Origin of the sequence: Wenyingzhuangia aestuarii (assembly GCF_011927765.1) — a bacterium.
Lineage (GTDB): Bacteria > Bacteroidota > Bacteroidia > Flavobacteriales > Flavobacteriaceae > Wenyingzhuangia > Wenyingzhuangia aestuarii.
In genome coordinates this window covers 1-21462 of the sequence record NZ_JAATJG010000018.1, presented here as the reverse complement: position 1 = coordinate 21462, position 21462 = coordinate 1, and the positions used below count along the sequence as shown (strand labels likewise).

Below are 21462 nucleotides of genomic sequence, written 5' to 3'. Positions count from 1 at the left end.
TTATTTTATTTAACAAACTTAGCATTTCCTTTAATTGATTTATAAATATAGATTCCAGAAGCTAATCCAGAAATATCAATACTGTTACTGGCAGAACCTTGAGCTACAACTGCTCCTGCAATACTTAATATTTGGTAGTTTGCAGCATCTGTAACTAATAAAGAAGCTCCCGAAACTCTTACTCCAGTAGATTTACCTTTAATTCCTGCTGTACTTAAAGTATCATCTCCAACGATTACAATATCATTAACTTTTAAACCGATAAAACCGTCTTTATTAATATCTCCATTAGGTACAATATTCGCAGTATCTCCTCCGTAAATTAAACTTTTATCAGTTTGCCAATCAAAATCTGTTTTATCCCCAGAGTTAAAAAATCTAAGTTCGTAAAATAAACCACTGGCTAAATTAGATGAACTTCTAATTTGATGACCATTACCTCCGTTTGTGGCTAAATCATCTGCAGCAATCTCTGTAGGCCAAGTAAAAGTAACATCTATTGTTTGCTCTACACCGTTTGTATGAGGAATTGTAACACTAGGAAAACCACCTACAATATTATTATTTCCATTTCTTAGGTAAAAAGAAAATGTAGTTGTTATATCTGGATCCGTAGTTGGCTTATCTGTAGTATATCCTACAACAAAAGTACAAGACTGCCCTCTTGTTATGTTAGCAGGACTAGTTACACTTGTTATTGTAACAACAGGTTCTTGAGAAAACCCCACAACAGAAGATAGCAATAATGCAGAAAAAACCGCTTTTTTTAGTAATGTTTTAATCATAATTAGTTTTTTATTGAGTTATCCATAAAAATAACACAACAAAAAAGAATAATTTAACACAAAATTGACATTTGACAAATGTTTATCAACAAAAAAAAGCCATCTAATAAATAGATGGCTTTTAAAAAAAATTATGATTAAAATTAGATATTAGCAGCTAACCAGTCTCCAACTTCTTTAGTTCCATAAGATTTACCTCCATCAGCTAAGTCTTCAGTAACAACACCTTCAGCTAAAGCTTTGTTTACAGAGGCTCTAATTGCAGCTCCTTCTTCTTGTAATCCAAAGCTCTCAAACATCATAGCAGCAGATAATACTGTTGCCATTGGGTTTGCAATATTTAACCCTGTTGCTTGTGGGTAAGAACCATGAATAGGCTCAAATAAAGCAATATCAGATCCCATAGATGCAGATGGCATTAATCCCATAGATCCAGAAATTACAGAAGCTTCATCTGTTAAAATATCTCCAAATAAGTTTTCAGTAATTAATACATCATAAGAGTTAGGCCATTGTACCAAACGCATAGCTACAGCATCTACAAATTCATAAGCCACCTCTACTTCTGGGTAATCTTTTTCCATTGCTTGTACAGTTTCTCTCCACAAACGAGACGTTTCTAATACATTGGCTTTATCTACACAACATAATTTTTTAGAACGAGTCATTGCTAATTCAAAACCTTTTTTAGCCAAACGAGTTACCTCTTCTTTTGTGTAAACACAGTTATCAAAAGCAGTGTCTCCACCATCTCTTCTTCCTTTTTCACCAAAGTAAATACCTCCTGTTAATTCTCTTAAGAAAACTAAATCAGTACCTTCAATACGCTCTCTTTTTAATGGAGATTTATCTAATAAAGATGGAAAAGTAAAAGTAGGACGTACATTTGCAAACAACCCTAATGCTTTACGCATTTTTAATAAACCTTGCTCTGGACGAACTGTTGCAGTAGGATCATTATCATACTTTGGGTGACCAATAGCTCCAAATAAAACAGCATCAGAAGATTTACAAATCTCGTGAGTTTCGTCTGGGTAAGGTTCTCCAACTGCATCAATAGCAGCAGCTCCTGTTAAAGCAGGCTTCCAAGTTAATTCATGTCCAAATTTTGCAGCAATTGCATCAGAAACTTTTACAGCCTGATCAATTACCTCTGGTCCAATTCCGTCACCAGCTAATAATGCAATGTTTAATTTCATCTTGTAATATTTATGTCGTCATGCTATACATGACATTTGATTATATAATGTTCAACATTTTTTCGGTAGCCATAATTGCAGATACTGTTTGATCTGAATCTAAACCACGTGTTTTGTATTCTTTTCCTTTTAAACTCCAAGTAATTACTGTTTCACACAGTGCATCAGAATTAGAGCCTGGAGGAATACGTACAGCATAATCTGTAAGCGTTGGCAAAACTAATCCTTTTTTGTCATAAATTTTACGTAATGCTTTGATAAATGCATCGTATTGACCATCTCCACTAGCACTCTCTTCAATAGTTTCACCCTCAAAAGAAACAGCTACTGTTGTAGATGGTTTTAAACCTTTTGCGTGTGTTAACACATAAGATTCTACCTTTACTTTTTCTGCAATTGTATTAGAGTTTAATACATCAGAAATAATGTAGGGTAAATCGTTTTGTGTAACCAACTCCTTTTTATCTCCTAATTCAATTACTCTTTGAGTTACTAGCTTTAATTCTTCATCATTTAAGTTTAACCCTAAATCTTGTAAATTTTTCTGAATATTTGCTTTTCCTGATGTTTTTCCTAACGCATATTTACGCTTACGTCCAAAACGTTTAGGTAACAAATCATTAAAATACAAGTTCTTTTTGTTGTCACCATCAGCATGAATTCCTGCTGTTTGTGTAAAGACATTTTCTCCAACAATAGGTTTGCTTTCTGGAATTTTAAATCCCGAAAAGGCTTCTACCATTTTACTTACTTTGTACAATGCTTTTTCATTTACCTCTACTAAATAATCGGGCATAAAATCATTTACCACCGCAACTACACTTGCTAAAGGAGCATTTCCTGCACGTTCTCCCATACCATTTAAAGTTAAATGCAAACCATCAGCACCACCTTTAATAGCTTCCATTGCATTTGCTACACTTAAATCATAATCGTTATGACAGTGAAAATCTAAATGTAATGTTGGGTATTTATCTTTTATTTCTTTAATGTATTCAAAAGATTCTTGAGGAGTTAAAATTCCCAAGGTATCTGGCAACATAATTCTTTTGACTCCTTGAGTAGCAATAAAATCTAAATATTGATAAACATAGTCTCTAGAATTACGCATTCCATTAGACCAATCTTCCATATACACATTGGTTTCAATACCATTTTCTTTTGCTTCTTTTACAGAAGCAGAAATTTCAGAAAAATGTTGTTCTGGAGTTTTTCTTAACTGATGTTCTAAATGATTCATAGAACCTTTTGTTAACAAGTTTTGAACTTTGGCTCCAGCCTCTTTCATCCACTCAATAGAAGTTCCTTTGTCTACAAAAGTTAAAACTTCAATTTTATCTATGTGACCATTTTGACTAGCCCATTCTGTAATTTTTTTTACAGCATTAAACTCACCTTTAGAAACACGTGCCGAAGCAATTTCTATACGATCTACTTTTAATTCGTCCAACAACAATTGGGCAATGGTTAGTTTTTCGTTGGCTGCAAATGACACTCCAGAGGTTTGTTCACCATCACGGAGTGTTGTATCCATTATTTCTATTTTCTTTTGGCTCATAATATTGAAGCTAATTTTTAGGAAAGGAAAATTTTAATTACTGATTTACAATCATTTTAAACCAAACACCTCCTAAAAAATACAGAATGCAAATATAAAAAAAGCGTTTCACAATTAAGTAAAACACTTTTAAAATATCTAACAAAGTCTCTTTCTCAATTCCCTAAACATAAACCCAAAATCAACTCCATAAAAGCTTTTTTTATCCATCATAAAACTACCTGTTTAATCAGATACTATTAAAAAAAAGTATTCTAAAAATTTATACCTCAACAAAACACTTCTCAACAACATATATCTCATCATCTGAAAATCAATAAAATGACAAAATAAGATATCTTTTTATGATTGATAAAAGAAAATCATTAAGCGATAAGAGAACATCAACACCTTACAATCTTTATAGCTTTATAGTATTCTTAAAAAAAATTAAATCCTATTATGAAAAAACTAAAAAACTTATTTAAAATCTCTTTAATCATCACCTTATTAATATCCTGTTCTAAAGACAATGATATTTCTTCAAATGCTAATAAAATTATTTACGACATCTCCATTAACAAACAAAATTCATTTATTGATGGTGAAATATCACTAACTTTTAAAACCAATAGCTATGAAAGTATTACTGTAACTACAGATGAACCAAATATTACAATAACTCAATCTTCAGATAATGCTTACCAATTCTCATCAAGCCAAGCAAGTTCTGGGATTATAGAAATTACTTCTAATCAAGATAACACAACCCAAAAAGACCAAGTTTTTGTAAACTTTTTAGAACATGGAACAAACTATAAAACAACAGAAGGAGTTGAAATAGATGAAGACAACATCTACAAAATATTTTTAATTCACGGAGAACCAGAAGGAAAAAGCAGTTTTACCAATACAACAACAAATCAAAACACGGGAGTAACAACGTCCACTACCTATAATTATTGGTACTATTTCTCAAAAGGTTTTTATTTCACCTCTCTTAATTCAAACAACACCGTTATTAGTGTACGTTTAATGGCTAAGGATTGGACAGCTACAATTGAAAATGAAACCAGTAAAAACGGAGTCCCATTTTCTTATGATATTGATGGACTAGGTAGTTTTACTAACACTGGAGGTATATTAATGCAAGATGTAGTTAATAAATATGGTGAACCTAATGTAATTACTTCTGAAGGTTCTAATATCACCTATAAATACAATGATTTAAACAGTGCGATTTCAGGTAATCAATTTGCCTATTTTTATTTTGAATCTGATGATCCATATATATATACAGACAAAGAAGTTAGCTCAATTTTGATTGACTAAGAGATAACTAATTTCTATAAAAAAAGCGTTTCACAATTAAGTGAAACGCTTTTTTATTTATTGATAAGAATATTCTCGACTACGCTCGAATATCTTTGTTTTAGAAAGGTCTATTAGCTGCAAATTCAGTAATTTCTCCTTCAATGTTTTTTAAGTAATCAATATCATCAAATCCATTTAACATGTTATCTTTTTTATAAAGATTAATATCAAAAGATTCAGACTCACCTGTAGCTACTAAAGTAACTGTTTGGTTTGGTAAATCTACTTTGATTTCTGTTTTAGGATCTGCTTCAATTGCGTTAAACAATTTATCTGCAAACGGTGCTGAAACTTGCACAGGCAATACTCCAACATTTAAACAGTTGTTCTTAAAAATATCTGCAAATGCAGAAGAAATTACACAACGTAATCCAAAATCGTACACAGACCAAGCTGCGTGCTCTCTAGAAGAACCAGAACCAAAGTTTCTACCTCCTACTAAAATTTTAGATCCTGCATATTTTTCTTGATTTAATGGAAAATCCGCTTTAGGAGTTCCATCTGCATTGTATCTCCAGTCACGGAAAAAGTTAATATCAAAATCTACACGCTCAGTTGCTTTTAAGAAACGAGCAGGAATGATTTGATCTGTATCCACATTCTCAATAGGTAATGGATAAGCTGTACTTGTTAATACTTCAAATTTATCGTAAGCCATTGTATTCTATATTTAAGCGTTAGCGTTTAAAATTGTTCTTGGGTCTGTTACTACACCTTCTACTGCAGAAGCCGCAGCTACTAAAGGAGAAGCTAATAAAGTTCTAGATCCTGGTCCTTGACGACCTTCAAAGTTACGGTTAGAAGTAGAAACTGATAATTTTCCTGCAGGAATTTTATCATCGTTCATTGCTAAACAAGCAGAACATCCTGGCTCTCTTAATACAAATCCAGCCTCTTCAATAATCTTATCTAATCCTTCTGCCTTAATTTGATCTACTACTTTGTGAGATCCTGGTACCAACCATGCTGTTACGTGATCTGCTTTTTTACGTCCTTTTACAATAGAACAGAATCCTCTAAAGTCTTCTATACGTCCGTTTGTACAAGATCCTAAGAATACAAAATCAATCTTTTTACCAATCATAGTATCTCCTTCGTGGAAATCCATATAACCTAAAGATTTTCTGTAAGTATCTACACCACCTTCTACAGATTCTGCAGTAGGAATATCTTTTGTTACTCCCATTCCCATTCCTGGGTTTGTTCCGTAAGTAATCATTGGTTCAATATCTGCTGCATCGTAGTTAAATTCTGCATCAAATTCAGCTCCTTCATCCGTAGATAAAGTTTCCCAATATTTCATTGCTTTGTCCCAATCAGCTCCTTTTGGAGTTTGAGCACGACCAGCTATGTAATCATATGTTTTTTGATCTGGAGCAATCATACCACCACGAGCACCCATCTCAATAGATAAGTTACACACAGTCATACGACCTTCCATAGTCATATCTTCAAAAACATCTCCTGCATATTCTACAAAGTAACCTGTAGCTCCAGAAGTAGTTTGCTTAGAAATAATGTATAAAGCAACATCCTTAGGAGTTACTCCTAATCCTAATTTACCATTTACGTTAATACGCATAGCTTTAGGCTTAGACTGCATAATACATTGAGTAGATAATACCATTTCTACTTCAGAAGTACCAATACCAAAAGCAATAGCTCCAAAAGCACCATGTGTAGATGTATGAGAATCTCCACATACAATAGTTGCTCCAGGTAATGTAATTCCATTTTCTGGTCCTACTACGTGTACAATACCATTGTTAACATCTCCTAACCCCCAGTGAGAAATTCCATGCTTTTTAGCATTTCTTTCCAAAGCATTTAACTGATTTGCAGATAAAGCATCTGCTACAGGTAAATGTTGGTTCATAGTTGGTGTGTTGTGATCTGCCGTAGCGAACGTACGGTTTGGATACAATACACTGTTTCCTCTACTTTCTAATCCTAAAAAGGCTACTGGACTCGTAACTTCATGGATAAAATGACGATCGATAAAGAACACATCTGGTCCGTCTTGTACGTGACGTACTACATGTGAATCCCAAACTTTGTCAAATAATGTTGTTGCCATATTGTTTTCGACTTATTTATTGTTTTCTATTATGGTTGCAATTCAATGAATTACAGGTCGGCAAATTTACAAAAAAAGGGACTATAACCTATTAGACTGGCTCTAAATTATTACGATGCCCAAGAAAGACTACATCCTTGTTTAAAATTCAAAATTATATAGTTTACTATTTGTTCACAAGTGTATTCTATATGTACCTTTATCATACCCAAACCTAAATGATGAAATATTTAAAGTGCGATAGTTGTAAACACGACAACTTGTTAAATTCTGAATATCAAATTTTCTGTGATGCTTGTGGAAAAAAACTTAGCAACAACTACAAAACATGGCAAAAAAAGCACCCAACCAAAAGTTTTGAAGATTTTACCAATGAGGTAGGTGTTCATAAAACTGCCACTAAAAAAAGCAACAACAAACTTACTTTTAAAAAAGTATTGCAAATTTGCTTTATTGTTGTTTCTATAGGGGTTGGAGCTTATTTTGGAAAAAATTACAGTGCCAATGTGTTTAGTTTTTTCTACGAATATGCTTTTCCTGTTTCCGAACTTTTAGACAAAGAATGGGGAAAACAATTTTTTATGGGAAATAAAGTAGCTATTGAATCTCCTTATTGGTTAGAAAAACAAGAAGATGAAATTCCTATTCCGGCAGAAGTAAAAAAACTTATTAAAGAAATGGACTACTATGTTTACAACAACTTTGCTGGATTTGGAGCAGTTGTTATGACTAGTGTTTACGACAAGGCTATAGGTAAATTAAATGCAAAAGGAGCTGGTGATGGAGCTATTCTACAAACTTACCAAGCATTAAACGGTTCTGATTTATTTTACAATGACGAAACCATTCAAATAAATAATTATCCTGCTGTTTTAAAAAAAGGAACCTTTATGAGCGATGGAAATGAAGTACATTTTAAGAGTGTTGCCTGTATTAAAAACGATTTAACGCTTATTTATATGATTACTTTTTGGGCAAACAACAATAAAGACTACGAACTACTAACAGATAGAATGATTGGTTCCTTAGAGATCTATTAACACCTATAAAGCAATTGCATCATAAATCTGAACCTTGTTCCACAGGTTAGAAGCTTCTTCTAAAAACAAAGCATGTGCAGGTTCTTTTTGATACAGTTCATGCTTTTCTTCACTCTCAAAACTCACCAACAAACAGTAAGTATAACTATTATCTACCACTTCTCTGTCTGTATGTGCAGGTTTGGTAATACACGATGTTTTGATGTATACCGAAGCATCTAAGAACTTTTGCAAAGCAACTTCAAACGTTTTACAGTCTTGTTTGTTTTCTGGTTCTTTTAACCAAAAATACACACTATGATAAAATCTTTTATCTTCCATACTTTCAGCTATTTATTTACCTGCTACAATTAATACAATTTCACCTTTTGGAGGTTTGTTTGTATAATGTTCTGCCAATTCCGTAACAGTTCCTCTACGAGTTTCTTCAAACATTTTAGTTAATTCTCTGGATACCGAGGCCTGTCTATCTGCTCCTAAATACTCCGCCAAATGGCCTAATGTTTTTACTAGTTTATGAGGAGATTCATACAAAATAATGGTTCTATCTTCTTCTGCCAATCGTAACAACCTAGTTTGACGACCTTTTTTTGCAGGCAAAAAACCTTCAAAAACAAATTTTTCGTTAGGCAAACCACTATTTACCAATGCAGGCACAAAAGCTGTAGCTCCCGGCAAACAATCTACCTCTATATTATTTTGAACACAAGCACGTGTTAATAAAAATCCTGGATCGGAAATAGCAGGAGTTCCTGCATCAGAAATTAAAGCAACTGTAGTTCCTCCTTTTATTTTTTGAATTAAACTTTCTACAGTTTTATGTTCGTTGTGCATATGGTGGCTTTGCATGTGAGTTGTAATCTCAAAATGCTTCATTAATTTACCACTGGTACGCGTATCTTCTGCCAATACTAAGTCCACTTCTTTTAAAACTTTAATAGCTCTAAAAGTCATATCTTCTAAATTTCCAATAGGTGTTGGGACTAAGTATAATTTCATCTTTCTTAATATTATTACATTGACTTTTAACAGTAAAGTTAAGTCAATAATTTATTGCTTAATAATTCTTTTCACAATCTTTCTACCTTCGTTTTCTATCAACAAAATATAAACACCTGAAGCTAAACTACTAAAATCTAATTCTTGTGTAAAAATAGTATCATCATCTGTGCTTTCTTTAAGAAACATCAGTTTACCCTGACTATTAAACAAAGTCATTTTAACAATTCCTTCTGCAAAACCTATTATTGAGGTTTTATTGATAACAGGATTTGCATCTACTACAAAATCTTTTAAATCTTTATTACTATACAAGGGACTATTTGCTCTTATAGATGATAGTAACTCTACTCTTCTAGGAGAGTTTTTTAACACGGCAATCATTCTATTTTTTTGATCTTGTGTAAAAGTATCCATACAACTATCGTTGGTATAATCCATATAGTTCTGCACCATATCCTCTCCTAAACCATCATTAAAACAAGTATCATACGTGTTACAATCGTAATGTTCTTCTGTGGCATTTGGAGTATCTAAACAATAGTCTCCATTTTCACAAGTATCTGTATCTCCCCAAATATGTCTTAATCCTAACCAATGCCCTACTTCGTGAGTAGCAGTTCTTCCTTGATTGTATACATCATTTAAACTAAAAGATCCATCGTTCTTATTTATAGTTCCAAAAGCATCGTAAGAAATAACTACACCGTCTGTGCTAGCAGCTCCTCCATTAAGTTCTATACCTTGTAAACCAGAATTACTAGGAAATTGAGCATAACCCAAAACACCATTTAAACCATCTTCGTCTGTTTCTTTTCCTCCAAGTCTAAGTACCCATAAATTTAAATATTGAGTAGAATCCCATTGTGTAACAGCTTTTACTTGCTGTACATCTTCATAGGTTTCCCAATCATCACCTCCAGAACCATTGCGAACTTTATTTGTATAAGGGGTTATTTGATGCCTTATAACACCTGTTGTTTCCAACCCATCCACATCTTGTTTGGCTAAATAAAAATTAATTCCAACATCTACAGCAGCTCCTGTTGAATTGATTCCCCCTGGAGTTCCTAACATTCTTCTATAATCCTGATTTAAAACCTCTATTTGTGATTTTGCCTGAACATCTGAAATATTTTCTCCTACAATATTCCCCACACTATTAACATCATCTCCATTATGGATAATATGAATGACCACAGGAATGTTATAGACCTCTGCAGCTAATCTGCCATTTGCCTTGCTCTTTTTTACTTGAGCAACTTTAGCAGACATCCAAGATTCAAATTCTTTTTCCGAAGGTTTGTTTGAATATTTTTCTGATTGTTTTTTTTCGTACTCTACTGTAGCGCACCTTACAAAACCTGTAATTGCTTTAGCCCTACTGTTTGCTTGGATAATATTAAAACCTGAATTATTTTGAGCAAATACAGAATTTACACCTAAAAAAAAGAGCAAAGAAACTATCTTAAACACAAACGTATAACAGTTTATAATACTTTTTTCAGATTTATAAATTTGGATTTGTTTCACAAAAAAACTTCTAGTGTTAGGCTTTAAAGTTCTGTAAAACATCTGCAATTTTTCGGTTATCAGACAATTGTGGAATCTTATTTTGACCTCCAAACTTCCCTATCGACTTCATGTATTCGTGAAATCCTCCTTTTTTAACCTTTGTAATTACCAAAGGTTTTAAAACACTTCCTGTAATTAAATCAAAATAATAAATATTTTGTTCTTGCATAGATTTATCCATCTTAGCTGCTAATGCTTCCAAATCTTCTGGTTCGTTTTCAAACTCAATAAACCATTCGTGATAAGGCAATCCACTTTCCGGAGCTACTTGTGGTGCAACCGTAAATTCACTCACAGTAATATTTGTTCCTACAATGGCATCATTCAATGCTTTTTCTACTTCTTTTCCAATTACGTGTTCTCCAAAAGCAGAAATAAAATGCTTAATTCTACCCGTAACTTTAATTCTATAAGGAGCTAATGAGGTAAATTCCACAGTATCTCCAATATTGTACCCCCACAAACCAGCAGATGTATTTAAGATAATTACATAGTTAACTCCTAACGCTACTTCTCCAATAGATAGTCTTGGCGGATTTTCATCAAAGAATTGATCAGCAGGAATAAATTCATAAAAAATCCCACTATTTAACTGCAACAACATTCCCTTTTCTGTTTGAGAATCTTGATAGGCTATAAATCCTTCTGAAGCAGGATACAATTCTATATAATCTATTTTTTTACCTATTAAACTCTCGAACTTATTTTTATAAGGTTCAAAATTAACCCCTCCATAAATAAAGAAATTAAATTTTGGAAATAACTCTGCAACCGTTTTTCCTGTTTTATCGTACAAACGCTCAAAATACATTTGTACCCATGATGGAATTCCACTAATTACAGACATTTCTTGATCTATGGTTTCATCAACAATAGCATCTACTTTTGTTTCCCAATCTTCAATACAGTTTGTTTCCCAACTTGGCAATCTGTTTTTTTGTAAATATTTAGGTACATAATGCGCTACAATTCCGCTTAAACGTCCTAATTGTACTCCTTTTAAATCTTTAAGAATTGGGCTTCCTTGTAAAAAAATCATTTTACCATCTACAAAACTAGCATCTCCTGTTTCTGCAATGTAAAACAACAAAGCATTTCTAGCTGCTTTGATATGCGTAGGCATAGATTCTTTGGTAATTGGAATGTATTTTGCTCCAGAAGTTGTTCCTGATGTTTTGGCATAATAGAGAGGTCTTCCTGTCCATAAAACATCCGATTCTCCTTCTACCATTCTATCTACATAAGAACGAATTCCTTCGTAATCGTTTACAGGAACATTATTCTTAAAATCTTGGTAATTTTTTATTTGCTCAAAATTATGATCTTTTCCAAAAGCCGTATTTTTTGCCGTTTTAATTAAATACTGAAACGTTTTTTCTTGGGTTTCAACAGGGTTGCTTGCCCACTTGTATACTTGCTTACGAATTACCTTTGCAAAAGGCAATGCAATTTTTGATTTGATACTCATTCTTAAAACTTCATAAAATTAGTTGGATCTACTGGATATCCATCTTTCCACATTTCAAAATGAAGGTGTGGTCCGGTAGTTAACTCTCCTGTAGAACCTACGTTTGCAATAATTTGGCCAGCTTTTACAAGCTCACCTTGAGATACATTTATTTTGCTGTTGTGTTTGTAAACTGATACAAAATTATCAGTATGCAATAATACAATTACATATCCTGTTTCTATAGACCATTCTGCAAAAACAACAACTCCATCTGTAGTTGCTTTTACCGAGGCTTCTTTAGCAGTAGCAACATCTATTGCAAAATGTTTTTCCACCGCATTAAATTCTTGAGTAATATTACCAATAGCTGGTACTACAAAAACTTTTGTTGTATTTGCTCCTTCGGATCCAAAAATACTAAAGCGTTCTTCTCTTTCTACTTTTTCTCTAAAAACAGAATCTAATCTAGAAGTTTCTAACGATTGTATTTCTTCCTCCGTTAAACCTTCTTCATCTGCAATAGCAACAATACTACTAAAAGCATCAATAGTATCTATTTCAAAACCTTTATATCTTTCTTTTAAAGACTCTATGGTTTTATTTTTTTGTTCTAATAGAGAATATAATCTGGCCAATTTGTTATGAATGGAATCGTTATTGGTTATTCCTGTTTGATACACAGATTCTCCTTCTTTGGTTACATAAGGCAATGCATCCATCTCTATCGCTTTGTCTCCTATCAAAATAGGTTTCATAGATTCTGTATACAATTCCAAAGCGTGCATTTTTTGCTCAATAGAATCTAACTGAAAATTTAAAGAAAGTGCATCTTTTTTTAATTGAGGAGATTCAAAACCTGGAATATATTCTTTTAAAGGGGTGTAAATAATCAATCCAGAAGTAATAACTATTAAAAACAGACTAAACAAACCTCCAAATACAAAAACATTTAAACGTGTTAATTTAAAAGAGAATTTCTCTTCAAAAGAATCTTCAGTCAAGACTACCAATCGGTATTTCTTAACTAACTTCTTTTTTATTTTTCCTCTTTTTTCTTTCATGTATCTTAAATCTAAGACTTTTATAATGCCCTAAAATTCTAACGAGCAAATGTACTATTATCTTGTTTATTTATAAAAATTCATTAAATCTATATATTCCCAAACCTGAGGTGTTAACAAATGTTTTACACTTTTATTGTTTTTAATGGCATTTCTAATAAATGTAGATGATATTTCTACTACCGGAGCTTGTACTATATGTACCTTAGGATGTGTAGCTAAGCTATTTTCTTTGATTGTATTTCCAATTCTTGGATACACATACACTTCATATTCTTCTAAAATAACCTCGTAGTTTTTCCATTTGTGAAAAGATTTTAAATTATCCTCTCCCATAATAATGGCAAATTCGTGTGTTGGATATTTTTCTGAAATATGCACCAAAGTATCAATCGTATAATTTGGCTGTTTTAATTTAAATTCAATATCCGTTGGTTTTACATGCTCATAAGATTCCGTTGCTTTGTAAACCATTTCTAAACGATGATGATTTTCTAACAACGTACTTTTCTTTTTATGAGGATTGTGAGGTGTAACCACCATCCAAACCTCGTCCATATCGGTATAATGCAACATATGATTTGCCAGTATTACATGTCCAACATGCACTGGGTTAAATGTTCCAAAATACAAACCAATTTTCATGAATTACTTTTTTATAAATTCAGAAACCATATTGTAGGCATCTTGTTTTGCTACAGACAAATCGTTGTTAATTAAAACAGTGTCAAACTTTTTTGCAAAGTCCATTTCTTGAGCGGCTTTGGCAACACGCATTTTAATTTTCTCTTCGGTTTCTGTAGCTCTTCCTCTCAATCTTCGTTCCATTTCTTCTAAAGAAGGTGGTTGTACAAAAATTGCCAACGTTTCTTTTGGAAATTGTTTTTTAATATTCAATCCTCCAACCACATCAATATCAAAAATAACGTGCTTTCCTTCTGCCCAAATTCTTGTAATTTCAGACTTTAAAGTTCCGTAAAAATTGTCTTTATAAACTTCTTCCCATTCTAAAAAAGCATCTCCATCTACCTTAGCTTTAAAATCTGCAGCAGATAAAAAATAATAATCTTTTCCGTGAATTTCTCCTACTCTTGGCTCACGAGAAGCTGCTGAAATAGAAAAATCTAAAGGCAAATTTGTTTCTGATAACAAATGCCTTACAATGGTGGTTTTTCCAGAACCAGAAGGTGCAGAAAACACAATTAATTTTCCTGAAGCCATTACAATACGTTTAAAATTTGTTCTTTAATTTTTTCTAACTCATTTTTCATTTGCACAACAACCTGTTGCATGGGAGCGTAGTTAGATTTTGAACCTGTAGTATTAATTTCTCTTCCTATTTCTTGAACAATAAATCCTAATTTTTTACCATCAGAAACTTCATTATCCAATTCTTTTAAAAAGTACTCTAAGTGATTTGTCAAACGAACTTTTTCTTCGTTAATGTCTAATTTTTCTAAATAGTAAATTAGTTCTTGTTCAAATCTATTTTCATCAACAGTTACTTGTAAATCATCAATAGCCTTGCGTAATTTTGCCTTTACAGCTGCCATTCTATCCTCATCGTGTTGATTGATTTCTACAGATGAATTTTGAATATTCTGAATACGCTCTCTAAAATCCAACTCTAAAGAAGCCGCTTCATCTTTTCTAAATTGTACCAAAGCTTCTAAAGCTTCGTTAATTCCCGTTTCAATAACTCCCCATTCTGCAGGATCTAATTCTTCACGTTCGGTTTTTAAAGTATCTGGCAAACGCATAGCCATTTCTAACAATTCAACATCAGAACCTGTTGCAATTTGTTTTAACTGATTCATATAATCAGCCACCACATTTACGTTTACTTTTGTTTGAGATACCTCCGCTGTCATTTCTACATAAATAGAAAAATCTACCTTTCCTCTAACCACACTATTAGCAATGGTTTTGCGAACATTAATTTCTTTTTCTTTATAGTATTGAGGCATACGAACGCTTAAATCTAAATTTTTACTATTTAAAGATTTAACCTCTATTGTTACCTTTTTGGTTGGTAATTGCACAATTGCTTTCCCATACCCTGTCATAGACTGTATCATGTATCCAAAAAATTTGGCTGTAAAAATACGTATTTTAAGGCGGATAGCCTTACTGCTACTCTCTAAGTTTCTTTTGCGCTTCTTTTGGCTGTGAACTCACCAAATAAACTCCTAAAAAAACAGCTAAAGAACTTAATACTTTTGCTATAGATAATTCATCAGCACCTACAGACAATGCAAACAAACTAGCAATTACAGGCTGTGTATAAATAAAAGCACTAACCGTAGTTGGCTTTAATTGTTTTAACCCATAAAGGTTAAACAGAAAATTAAAATAAGTAGCAAAAACTACTACATAAGCAATTGTCCAATAAATATTTACAGGAATCTCTTGCCATTCCACCTCTAAAACCTCGTGAAACACAAACGGAGTCATAAACAACAAGCCAAAAGTATACAGCCATTTTACAAAAACAATAGGATGGTATTTGGCAATCATTTTTTTAGCTAAAATTAAATACAATGCATAGCCCGATGCATTTACAAACACCAACAAATTCCCCAAAGGAATATTTACTGCATTTACTGAATTTTGCGCTCCAGAAGTTGTTAAAGAATAAGCTCCTAACAAACCAATTAAAATTCCCAATGCTCTTTTCCAATTTAACTTTTCTTTTAGAATAAATAAAGAAAACACAAATACTAGAATAGGAGTTGTTACCATAATAACCGCTCCGTTTATAGGAGTTGTTAAACTAAGCCCTTTAAAAAAAGACAAAATATTAATAACAATAGCTATAATAGACAACAAAGCAACGGGTAAAAAATCCTTCTTTTCTAAGGGTGATGATTTTATAAAAAACGAAGTAATCCAAAATAAAAGAGTGGCTGCACAAATACGAATCCACACCAAAGCATAGGAAGACATACAACCTGGCATTATTTCTTTTACCAACGTATAATTTATTCCATAAAAAATTGCCGTGCTAAAAACAGCTAATAAAGCTAGATTCCTTTTACTCATAATGATTTAAATCTACCACAAAGATGCTAAGAAATTTGCGATAGCTAGGCTTAAACATCCGCAGAAAATAATTAAATTCGTTGCATGCAAAACAAAAAGCACCTTTTAGTAATTCGTATGTCTGCCATGGGAGACGTAGCAATGACAGTTCCTGTAATTAAAACATTGTTGTCTCAGCATCCAAACCTAAAATTCACTGTAGTTTCCAAAGCTTTTTTAAGACCTCTTTTTGATGGTATTGAAAATGTAGATTTTTACGCAGCCAATACAACCGGAAAACACAAAGGAACCATTGGTATTTACAAACTTTACAAAGAATTAAAAAAATTAAAGATTGATGCCGTTGCGGATTTACACAATGTTTTGCGTTCTAAATTGTTAAGAACTCTATTTAAAATAGACGGAACTCCTACTGCTTTTATTGACAAGGGAAGAGCCGAAAAAAAAGCATTAACCGCGTTAAAAAACAAAGTTTTTAAACCTTTAAAAAGCACTCATCAACGTTATGCAGATGTGTTTGCAAAATTAAGCTACGCTATAAATCTTTCTACCTCGTCTTCTTTAAAAGAAAAAGAAGAATTATCTAAAGAATTAAAAGCACTAATTGATTATCAGCCTTTAGAAAAAATTATTGGAATTGCTCCTTTTGCTGCGCACGAGGGTAAAAAGTATCCATTAGAACTAATGGAAGAAGTTATTAACGAACTAGCTAAAAACTACAAAATTTTATTATTTGGAGGAGGTGCATCAGAAACAACTGCTTTAACAGAAATCAGTAAAAAATATAAAAACACATTTTGCGTTGCAGGAAAAGTAAAATTAAAAGAGGAACTTTCTCTTATTAGCAACTTAGCTCTTATGATTAGTATGGACAGTGGAAATGGTCATTTTTCTGCATTATTTGGTGTTCCTACTATTAGTATTTGGGGTGCTACACATCCTTACGCAGGCTTTACTCCTTTTCTACAAGATAAAAATTGCATTTGTGCCAACAGAGAGCAATTTCCTTTGCTACCTACATCTGTTTACGGGAATAAAATAATTCCTAATTACCAACGTGTTATGTATTCTATTGCCCCTAAAATAATCATTCAAAAAGCTTTATCTTTATTAAAATAGATTTGTTAATAAAGTTTTTAATCATATAGGTACTTTTTTAATACAATTCTTTAATTTTGAACCTCAATAAATAAATGAAGATATGCAAGTAACAGGAAAAATTAAATTAATTAACGAAACGCAAACATTTGGAGCTAGCGGATTTAGAAAGAGAGAGTTAGTAGTAACTACTGATGAACAATATCCACAGATGTTAATGATTGAATTTGTACAAGATAAAGTAGATCTTTTAGATGCTTACAAAGTAGGACAAGATGTTACTGTTTCTATCAACTTAAGAGGTAGAGAATGGATTAACCCAGAAGGAGTTGCTAAATATTTTAACTCTATTACAGGTTGGAGAATTGAAGCGACTGCACCTGCTGCACAAGGAGGAGAAGCACCTGCTACTTTTGAAACTACTTCTATAGCACAAAACGAAGAACCAGATGATTTACCTTTCTAAGAAAGATGAATTTCAACCATATTTAAAACGCTTTCAATCTTTATTTGAAAGCGTTTTTTAATTTTACACCTATGTATTTTCTAGATCCAAATTCAATAGAATTCCCACATCCATCTTTAGCTACCGAAGAAGGTTTACTAGCTGTTGGTGGAGATTTGTCTACAAAAAGATTAATGGCTGCTTATGAAAAAGGGATTTTTCCTTGGTTTTGCGAAGGAGAACCTATTTTATGGTACAGTCCAACTTGGAGAATGGTTATTGATCCTAGACATTTTACTCCTTCTAAAAGTTTAAAACAAACTCTTAAAAAAGAAACCTTTACCGTTACTTTTAGTCAAAACTTTAAAGAAGTAATTTACAACTGTAAATCTATTGATAGACAAGATGGGTTAGGTACTTGGATTACCAACGATATGGAAAATGCCTATATTGAATTACACAAATTAGGCATTGCAAAATCTGTAGAAGTTTGGCAAGACAATACCTTAGTTGGCGGATTGTATGGAGTAGACCAAAACAATGTATTTTGCGGAGAAAGTATGTTTAGCAAAGTAAGTAACGCTTCTAAAGTTGCTTTTGCTTGGTTATGTAACTATTTAGTAGAAAATAACTATGATTTACTAGATTGTCAAGTTCATAATGATCATTTAGAAAGTTTAGGAGCTTATGAAATTCCTAGGCAAGAATATTTAAATATCTTGCAGAAAAAATAACATTTAGTACAGCATTTAACTATGAACTACTACAGTCTTCTTAAAATTAACAACCTAATTAAGAATCCTAGATTAAAATTCTTAGGTTTATTATGCTTCCATATTTTAAAGAAACGATACATTTCAGTTCAGTTTGACCCTGTAAATGCCTGTAATTTAAGATGTAAAATGTGTTATTTTACAGACAAAGATTACGTTAAAAAACTAAAAGGATTATTTCCTAAAGAAGAACTTCCTCTACTTTCTAAAGCGGTTTTAAAAAGAGCTGCAAAACTACAAGTTGGCTGTGGAACAGAGCCTACTTTATATAAAAATTTAGATGATATTTTTATACTAGCTCAGCAAGCAAAAGTACCATACATATCTATGACTACTAATGCAAATTTAATAGAAAAAGACACGCTTAGAAATTGGGTTCTACACGGATTAAATGAAATTACGGTTTCGTTGCACGGAGTAACCAAAGAGAGTTATGAACATTTTATGGGCAAAGGTAATTTTGATAGATTTCTACTTTCATTGCAATACATAACAGAAATTAAAAAAGAATTTCCCGACTTTAAATTAAGAATAAACTACACCTTTAACGAAGACAACTTTTTAGAACTAAAAGACTTTTGGAAAACTTTTAAAGACATCAATATAGACTACCTACAAATTAGACCTATTGATAAAATTGGAAACACAGAATACAACAACTTTTCTTTAGAAAAAATTCTTCCTGTTTATAACGAAGTATACACCCTTGTAAATAAAAAAGCAATAGAACACAACACTATTTTAATTGCACCAAAACTAGACAGATTAAATTACAAACAGTCTATGAACAGTGTAATTAGACCTTTTACCTATTGCTACATTTCTCCGCTAGTTTTTTGGCATAAAGACTTTAATTGGAAACAAGAAACCTACAATCAATATTGTAAAAGAACAGGATTTACTTCCCAAATGATTCGATTAATTTTCGCTAAAAACGCTACTATTCAAGCACTACAAAACAAGTCTTTAAACTACGACATTAATTAAATACTCTAGAGATTTGTTTCTCAACTCAAACCCTTATCTTTGAGCCGTTTTTAACTCAAAAGAGTAAAACCAAAGAATAAACATAGCAACATGGATATTAAAAATGCACAGCTTGACGTAGACAAGTGGATTAAAGAGCACGGTGTTCGTTACTTTAACGAACTAACCAATATGGCTCAACTAACCGAAGAGGTTGGAGAAGTAGCTAGAATTATTGCTCGTAGATACGGAGAACAATCAGAAAAAGAAAGCGACAAAAACAAAGATTTAGGTGAAGAATTATCTGATGTTTTATTTGTTGTTTTGTGTTTAGCCAATCAAACAGGAGTAGATTTACAAGCTGCTTTTGATGCTAAATTAGACTTAAAAACAAAACGTGATCACGATCGTCATCACAACAATCAAAAATTAAAATAATGGCAAATCAAAAAATACAAAAAGTAGCAATTACTCCAATTTGGAAACTTGCCCTTAGATTTATGATTTCTTTTGGATTTATTTTGGCAATTGTATTAACTGCTGCCGAATTATTTAGAAACGGAAATTTAAACGCAGTTTCACAAAGTTTTAAAGATGGAACTTGGATTACTTTTGTTGGAATTAGGTTGGCAATTATTACAGGATATGGATTTGTAATGGCTTTTTTAACCAAAAGAAAAGCTAAAAACACTTTATAAAATGGCACATGCAGATATAGGAACTAAATTCCTAAAACAATACAACGGATCGGTAAACGATGCTTTTCAAATTACAGGATCTAAAAGTGAAAGTAATCGTTTATTAATTTTACAAGCATTATACCCTAGTATAGAAATTAGCAACTTGTCTAATTCTGATGACACGAACCTAATGTTAAACGCATTAAATTCATCAGAAAAAGAAATTAACATAGGCCACGCAGGTACTACCATGCGTTTTTTAACTAGTTATTTTGCCGTAAAACCTAACTCAGAAATTATTTTAACAGGATCTGCTAGAATGCAAGAACGTCCTATTAAAATTTTGGTGGATGCTTTGCGTTCTTTAGGTGCCAAAATTGAATATGTTAACAATGATGGTTATCCTCCTTTAAAAATTACAGGAACTACTTTAACCGACAACAAGGTTAAGATTGATGGTAGCGTAAGTAGCCAATACATTTCTTCTTTATTATTAATTGCCCCTACTCTACCTAATGGTTTAACTATTGAATTTGAAGGAAAAATTACTTCTATTCCATACATTCAAATGACTTTAAGTTTATTAAATGATTTAGGAGTGACTACAAAATTTGAAGGTCAATTTATAACCGTTGCTCCTACACAAAAAATTAAAAACACAGACTTTACCGTAGAATCTGATTGGAGTTCTGCTTCTTATGCCTATGGTTTTGTGGCTTTAACAGAAAACGGAACTTTAGAAATTTCATCATACAAACAAAACAGCTTACAAGGAGATTCTGTTTTACAAGAAATTTACAAAGAATTTGGAGTGACTACTACGTTTAACGACCACACCATCACCTTACAAAAAACACCAAACTTTACACTTCCTAAACGTGTAGAATTTGATTTGGTAAAAGCTCCAGACATTGCACAAACTATTGCAGTAACCGCTTTAGGGTTAGGTGTAGAATGTCATATGACGGGCTTACATACCTTAAAAATTAAAGAAACCGATAGAATTGTAGCTTTAAACAACGAGCTAACAAAACTAGGTGCAACCATAGAAACATCGGACGAAACCTTAACGGTAAAAGCTTTTAACGGAACCATAAATAGTGATGTACACATTGCTACCTACAACGATCATAGAATGGCTATGGCTTTTGCTCCACTATTGTTAAAAACGAATATTAATATTGATGATGCTGGAGTGGTATCAAAATCGTACCCTAGTTTTTGGGAAGATTACGAAAGATTTCAATAACATAAAAAAGCCAGCTAAATACAGTGCCCCCAAAAAGTTAGACACAATTTGGGGGCATTTTATGTATAGAAAGGTAAAGTTTAGTATTGAGTTTAAAAAAGAATGTATGACT

Annotated in this window: 23 protein-coding genes; 9 read left to right on the top strand and 14 right to left on the bottom strand. The window is 32.3% G+C overall.

Annotated features, from left to right (window positions below; translation table 11 throughout):
• Positions 1-5: 5 nt before the first annotated feature.
• From GGR97_RS14190 to GGR97_RS14180, 3 genes are all read right to left on the bottom strand, one after another.
• Entirely contained in the window at positions 6-785 is a 780-nt protein-coding gene (locus GGR97_RS14190; RefSeq protein ID WP_167899196.1) for a T9SS type A sorting domain-containing protein, read from the bottom strand.
• A 143-nt stretch (positions 786-928) separates the two neighbouring features.
• Positions 929-1984, bottom strand: a complete 1056-nt coding sequence (gene leuB / locus GGR97_RS14185) for a 3-isopropylmalate dehydrogenase (RefSeq protein WP_167899195.1) — start codon at positions 1982-1984, stop codon at positions 929-931.
• Between the two features lie 40 nt (positions 1985-2024).
• On the bottom strand, positions 2025-3542 hold the full coding sequence (locus GGR97_RS14180; protein WP_167899194.1) for an alpha-isopropylmalate synthase regulatory domain-containing protein: 1518 nt from the start codon (positions 3540-3542) through the stop codon (positions 2025-2027).
• 441 nt (positions 3543-3983) lie between these two features.
• Between GGR97_RS14180 and GGR97_RS14175 the strand changes: the two genes are divergently transcribed.
• Complete coding sequence (locus GGR97_RS14175) at positions 3984-4853, top strand: hypothetical protein (protein WP_167899193.1); 870 nt, start codon at positions 3984-3986, stop codon at positions 4851-4853.
• 100 nt (positions 4854-4953) lie between these two features.
• On the opposite strand, the gene leuD is transcribed toward GGR97_RS14175, so the two are convergent.
• Both leuD and leuC read right to left on the bottom strand, forming a co-directional pair.
• Complete coding sequence (gene leuD, locus GGR97_RS14170) at positions 4954-5553, bottom strand: 3-isopropylmalate dehydratase small subunit (RefSeq protein ID WP_167899192.1); 600 nt, start codon at positions 5551-5553, stop codon at positions 4954-4956.
• A gap of 12 nt (positions 5554-5565) precedes the next feature.
• Positions 5566-6972 (bottom strand): 3-isopropylmalate dehydratase large subunit, encoded by a 1407-nt coding sequence (gene leuC / locus GGR97_RS14165; protein WP_167899191.1) that lies wholly within the window; start codon positions 6970-6972, stop codon positions 5566-5568.
• Between the two features lie 221 nt (positions 6973-7193).
• Between leuC and GGR97_RS14160 the strand changes: the two genes are divergently transcribed.
• Positions 7194-8012: a hypothetical protein gene (locus GGR97_RS14160; protein ID WP_167899190.1), complete on the top strand. Its 819-nt coding sequence runs from the start codon at positions 7194-7196 to the stop codon at positions 8010-8012.
• Between the two features lie 3 nt (positions 8013-8015).
• Here the strand turns inward: GGR97_RS14160 and GGR97_RS14155 are convergent, their stop codons facing one another.
• The 9 genes from GGR97_RS14155 to GGR97_RS14115 all read right to left on the bottom strand — a co-directional run bounded on the left by GGR97_RS14155 (position 8016) and on the right by GGR97_RS14115 (position 16139).
• A complete protein-coding gene (locus GGR97_RS14155) occupies positions 8016-8333 on the bottom strand; it encodes a Dabb family protein (RefSeq protein WP_167899189.1) in 318 nt (105 codons plus the stop codon).
• Positions 8334-8345: 12 nt separating this feature from the next.
• Positions 8346-9011, bottom strand: coding sequence for a 16S rRNA (cytidine(1402)-2'-O)-methyltransferase (gene rsmI, locus GGR97_RS14150; RefSeq protein ID WP_167899188.1), 666 nt, complete (start codon positions 9009-9011; stop codon positions 8346-8348).
• A gap of 51 nt (positions 9012-9062) precedes the next feature.
• Positions 9063-10544 carry a M43 family zinc metalloprotease gene (locus GGR97_RS14145; RefSeq protein ID WP_167899187.1) on the bottom strand — a complete coding sequence of 494 codons (1482 nt, stop codon included), beginning with the start codon at positions 10542-10544 and terminating at the stop codon, positions 9063-9065.
• Between the two features lie 16 nt (positions 10545-10560).
• The gene (locus GGR97_RS14140) at positions 10561-12054 is read right to left on the bottom strand and encodes a GH3 auxin-responsive promoter family protein (RefSeq protein WP_167899186.1); all 1494 of its coding nucleotides are present in this window, start codon (positions 12052-12054) and stop codon (positions 10561-10563) included.
• A 2-nt stretch (positions 12055-12056) separates the two neighbouring features.
• Positions 12057-13097, bottom strand: coding sequence for a M23 family metallopeptidase (locus GGR97_RS14135; protein WP_167899185.1), 1041 nt, complete (start codon positions 13095-13097; stop codon positions 12057-12059).
• A gap of 66 nt (positions 13098-13163) precedes the next feature.
• Positions 13164-13742, bottom strand: a complete 579-nt coding sequence (gene nadD, locus GGR97_RS14130; protein WP_167899184.1) for a nicotinate (nicotinamide) nucleotide adenylyltransferase — start codon at positions 13740-13742, stop codon at positions 13164-13166.
• Between the two features lie 3 nt (positions 13743-13745).
• Positions 13746-14318 (bottom strand): guanylate kinase, encoded by a 573-nt coding sequence (gene gmk / locus GGR97_RS14125; RefSeq protein ID WP_167899183.1) that lies wholly within the window; start codon positions 14316-14318, stop codon positions 13746-13748.
• Positions 14318-15175 (bottom strand): YicC family protein, encoded by an 858-nt coding sequence (locus tag GGR97_RS14120; RefSeq protein WP_245229516.1) that lies wholly within the window; start codon positions 15173-15175, stop codon positions 14318-14320. The genes gmk and GGR97_RS14120 overlap by 1 nt, the downstream gene beginning before the upstream one ends.
• Before the next feature lie 55 nt (positions 15176-15230).
• A complete protein-coding gene (locus tag GGR97_RS14115) occupies positions 15231-16139 on the bottom strand; it encodes a DMT family transporter (RefSeq protein WP_167899182.1) in 909 nt (302 codons plus the stop codon).
• An 84-nt stretch (positions 16140-16223) separates the two neighbouring features.
• Between GGR97_RS14115 and GGR97_RS14110 the strand changes: the two genes are divergently transcribed.
• The 7 genes from GGR97_RS14110 to aroA all read left to right on the top strand — a co-directional run bounded on the left by GGR97_RS14110 (position 16224) and on the right by aroA (position 21350).
• Positions 16224-17258 carry a glycosyltransferase family 9 protein gene (locus GGR97_RS14110; protein WP_167899181.1) on the top strand — a complete coding sequence of 345 codons (1035 nt, stop codon included), beginning with the start codon at positions 16224-16226 and terminating at the stop codon, positions 17256-17258.
• Between the two features lie 82 nt (positions 17259-17340).
• Entirely contained in the window at positions 17341-17703 is a 363-nt protein-coding gene (locus tag GGR97_RS14105) for a DUF3127 domain-containing protein (protein ID WP_167899180.1), read from the top strand.
• Between the two features lie 71 nt (positions 17704-17774).
• The gene (aat, locus tag GGR97_RS14100) at positions 17775-18416 is read left to right on the top strand and encodes a leucyl/phenylalanyl-tRNA--protein transferase (protein ID WP_167899179.1); all 642 of its coding nucleotides are present in this window, start codon (positions 17775-17777) and stop codon (positions 18414-18416) included.
• A 21-nt stretch (positions 18417-18437) separates the two neighbouring features.
• A complete protein-coding gene (locus GGR97_RS14095; protein WP_167899178.1) occupies positions 18438-19442 on the top strand; it encodes a radical SAM protein in 1005 nt (334 codons plus the stop codon).
• 90 nt (positions 19443-19532) lie between these two features.
• Positions 19533-19859, top strand: coding sequence for a nucleotide pyrophosphohydrolase (locus GGR97_RS14090; protein ID WP_167899177.1), 327 nt, complete (start codon positions 19533-19535; stop codon positions 19857-19859).
• Positions 19859-20119, top strand: a complete 261-nt coding sequence (locus tag GGR97_RS14085; protein ID WP_167899176.1) for a hypothetical protein — start codon at positions 19859-19861, stop codon at positions 20117-20119. Before GGR97_RS14090 ends, GGR97_RS14085 begins: the two co-directional genes overlap by 1 nt.
• Before the next feature lies 1 nt (position 20120).
• Complete coding sequence (aroA, locus tag GGR97_RS14080; protein ID WP_167899175.1) at positions 20121-21350, top strand: 3-phosphoshikimate 1-carboxyvinyltransferase; 1230 nt, start codon at positions 20121-20123, stop codon at positions 21348-21350.
• Positions 21351-21462 lie beyond the last annotated feature (112 nt).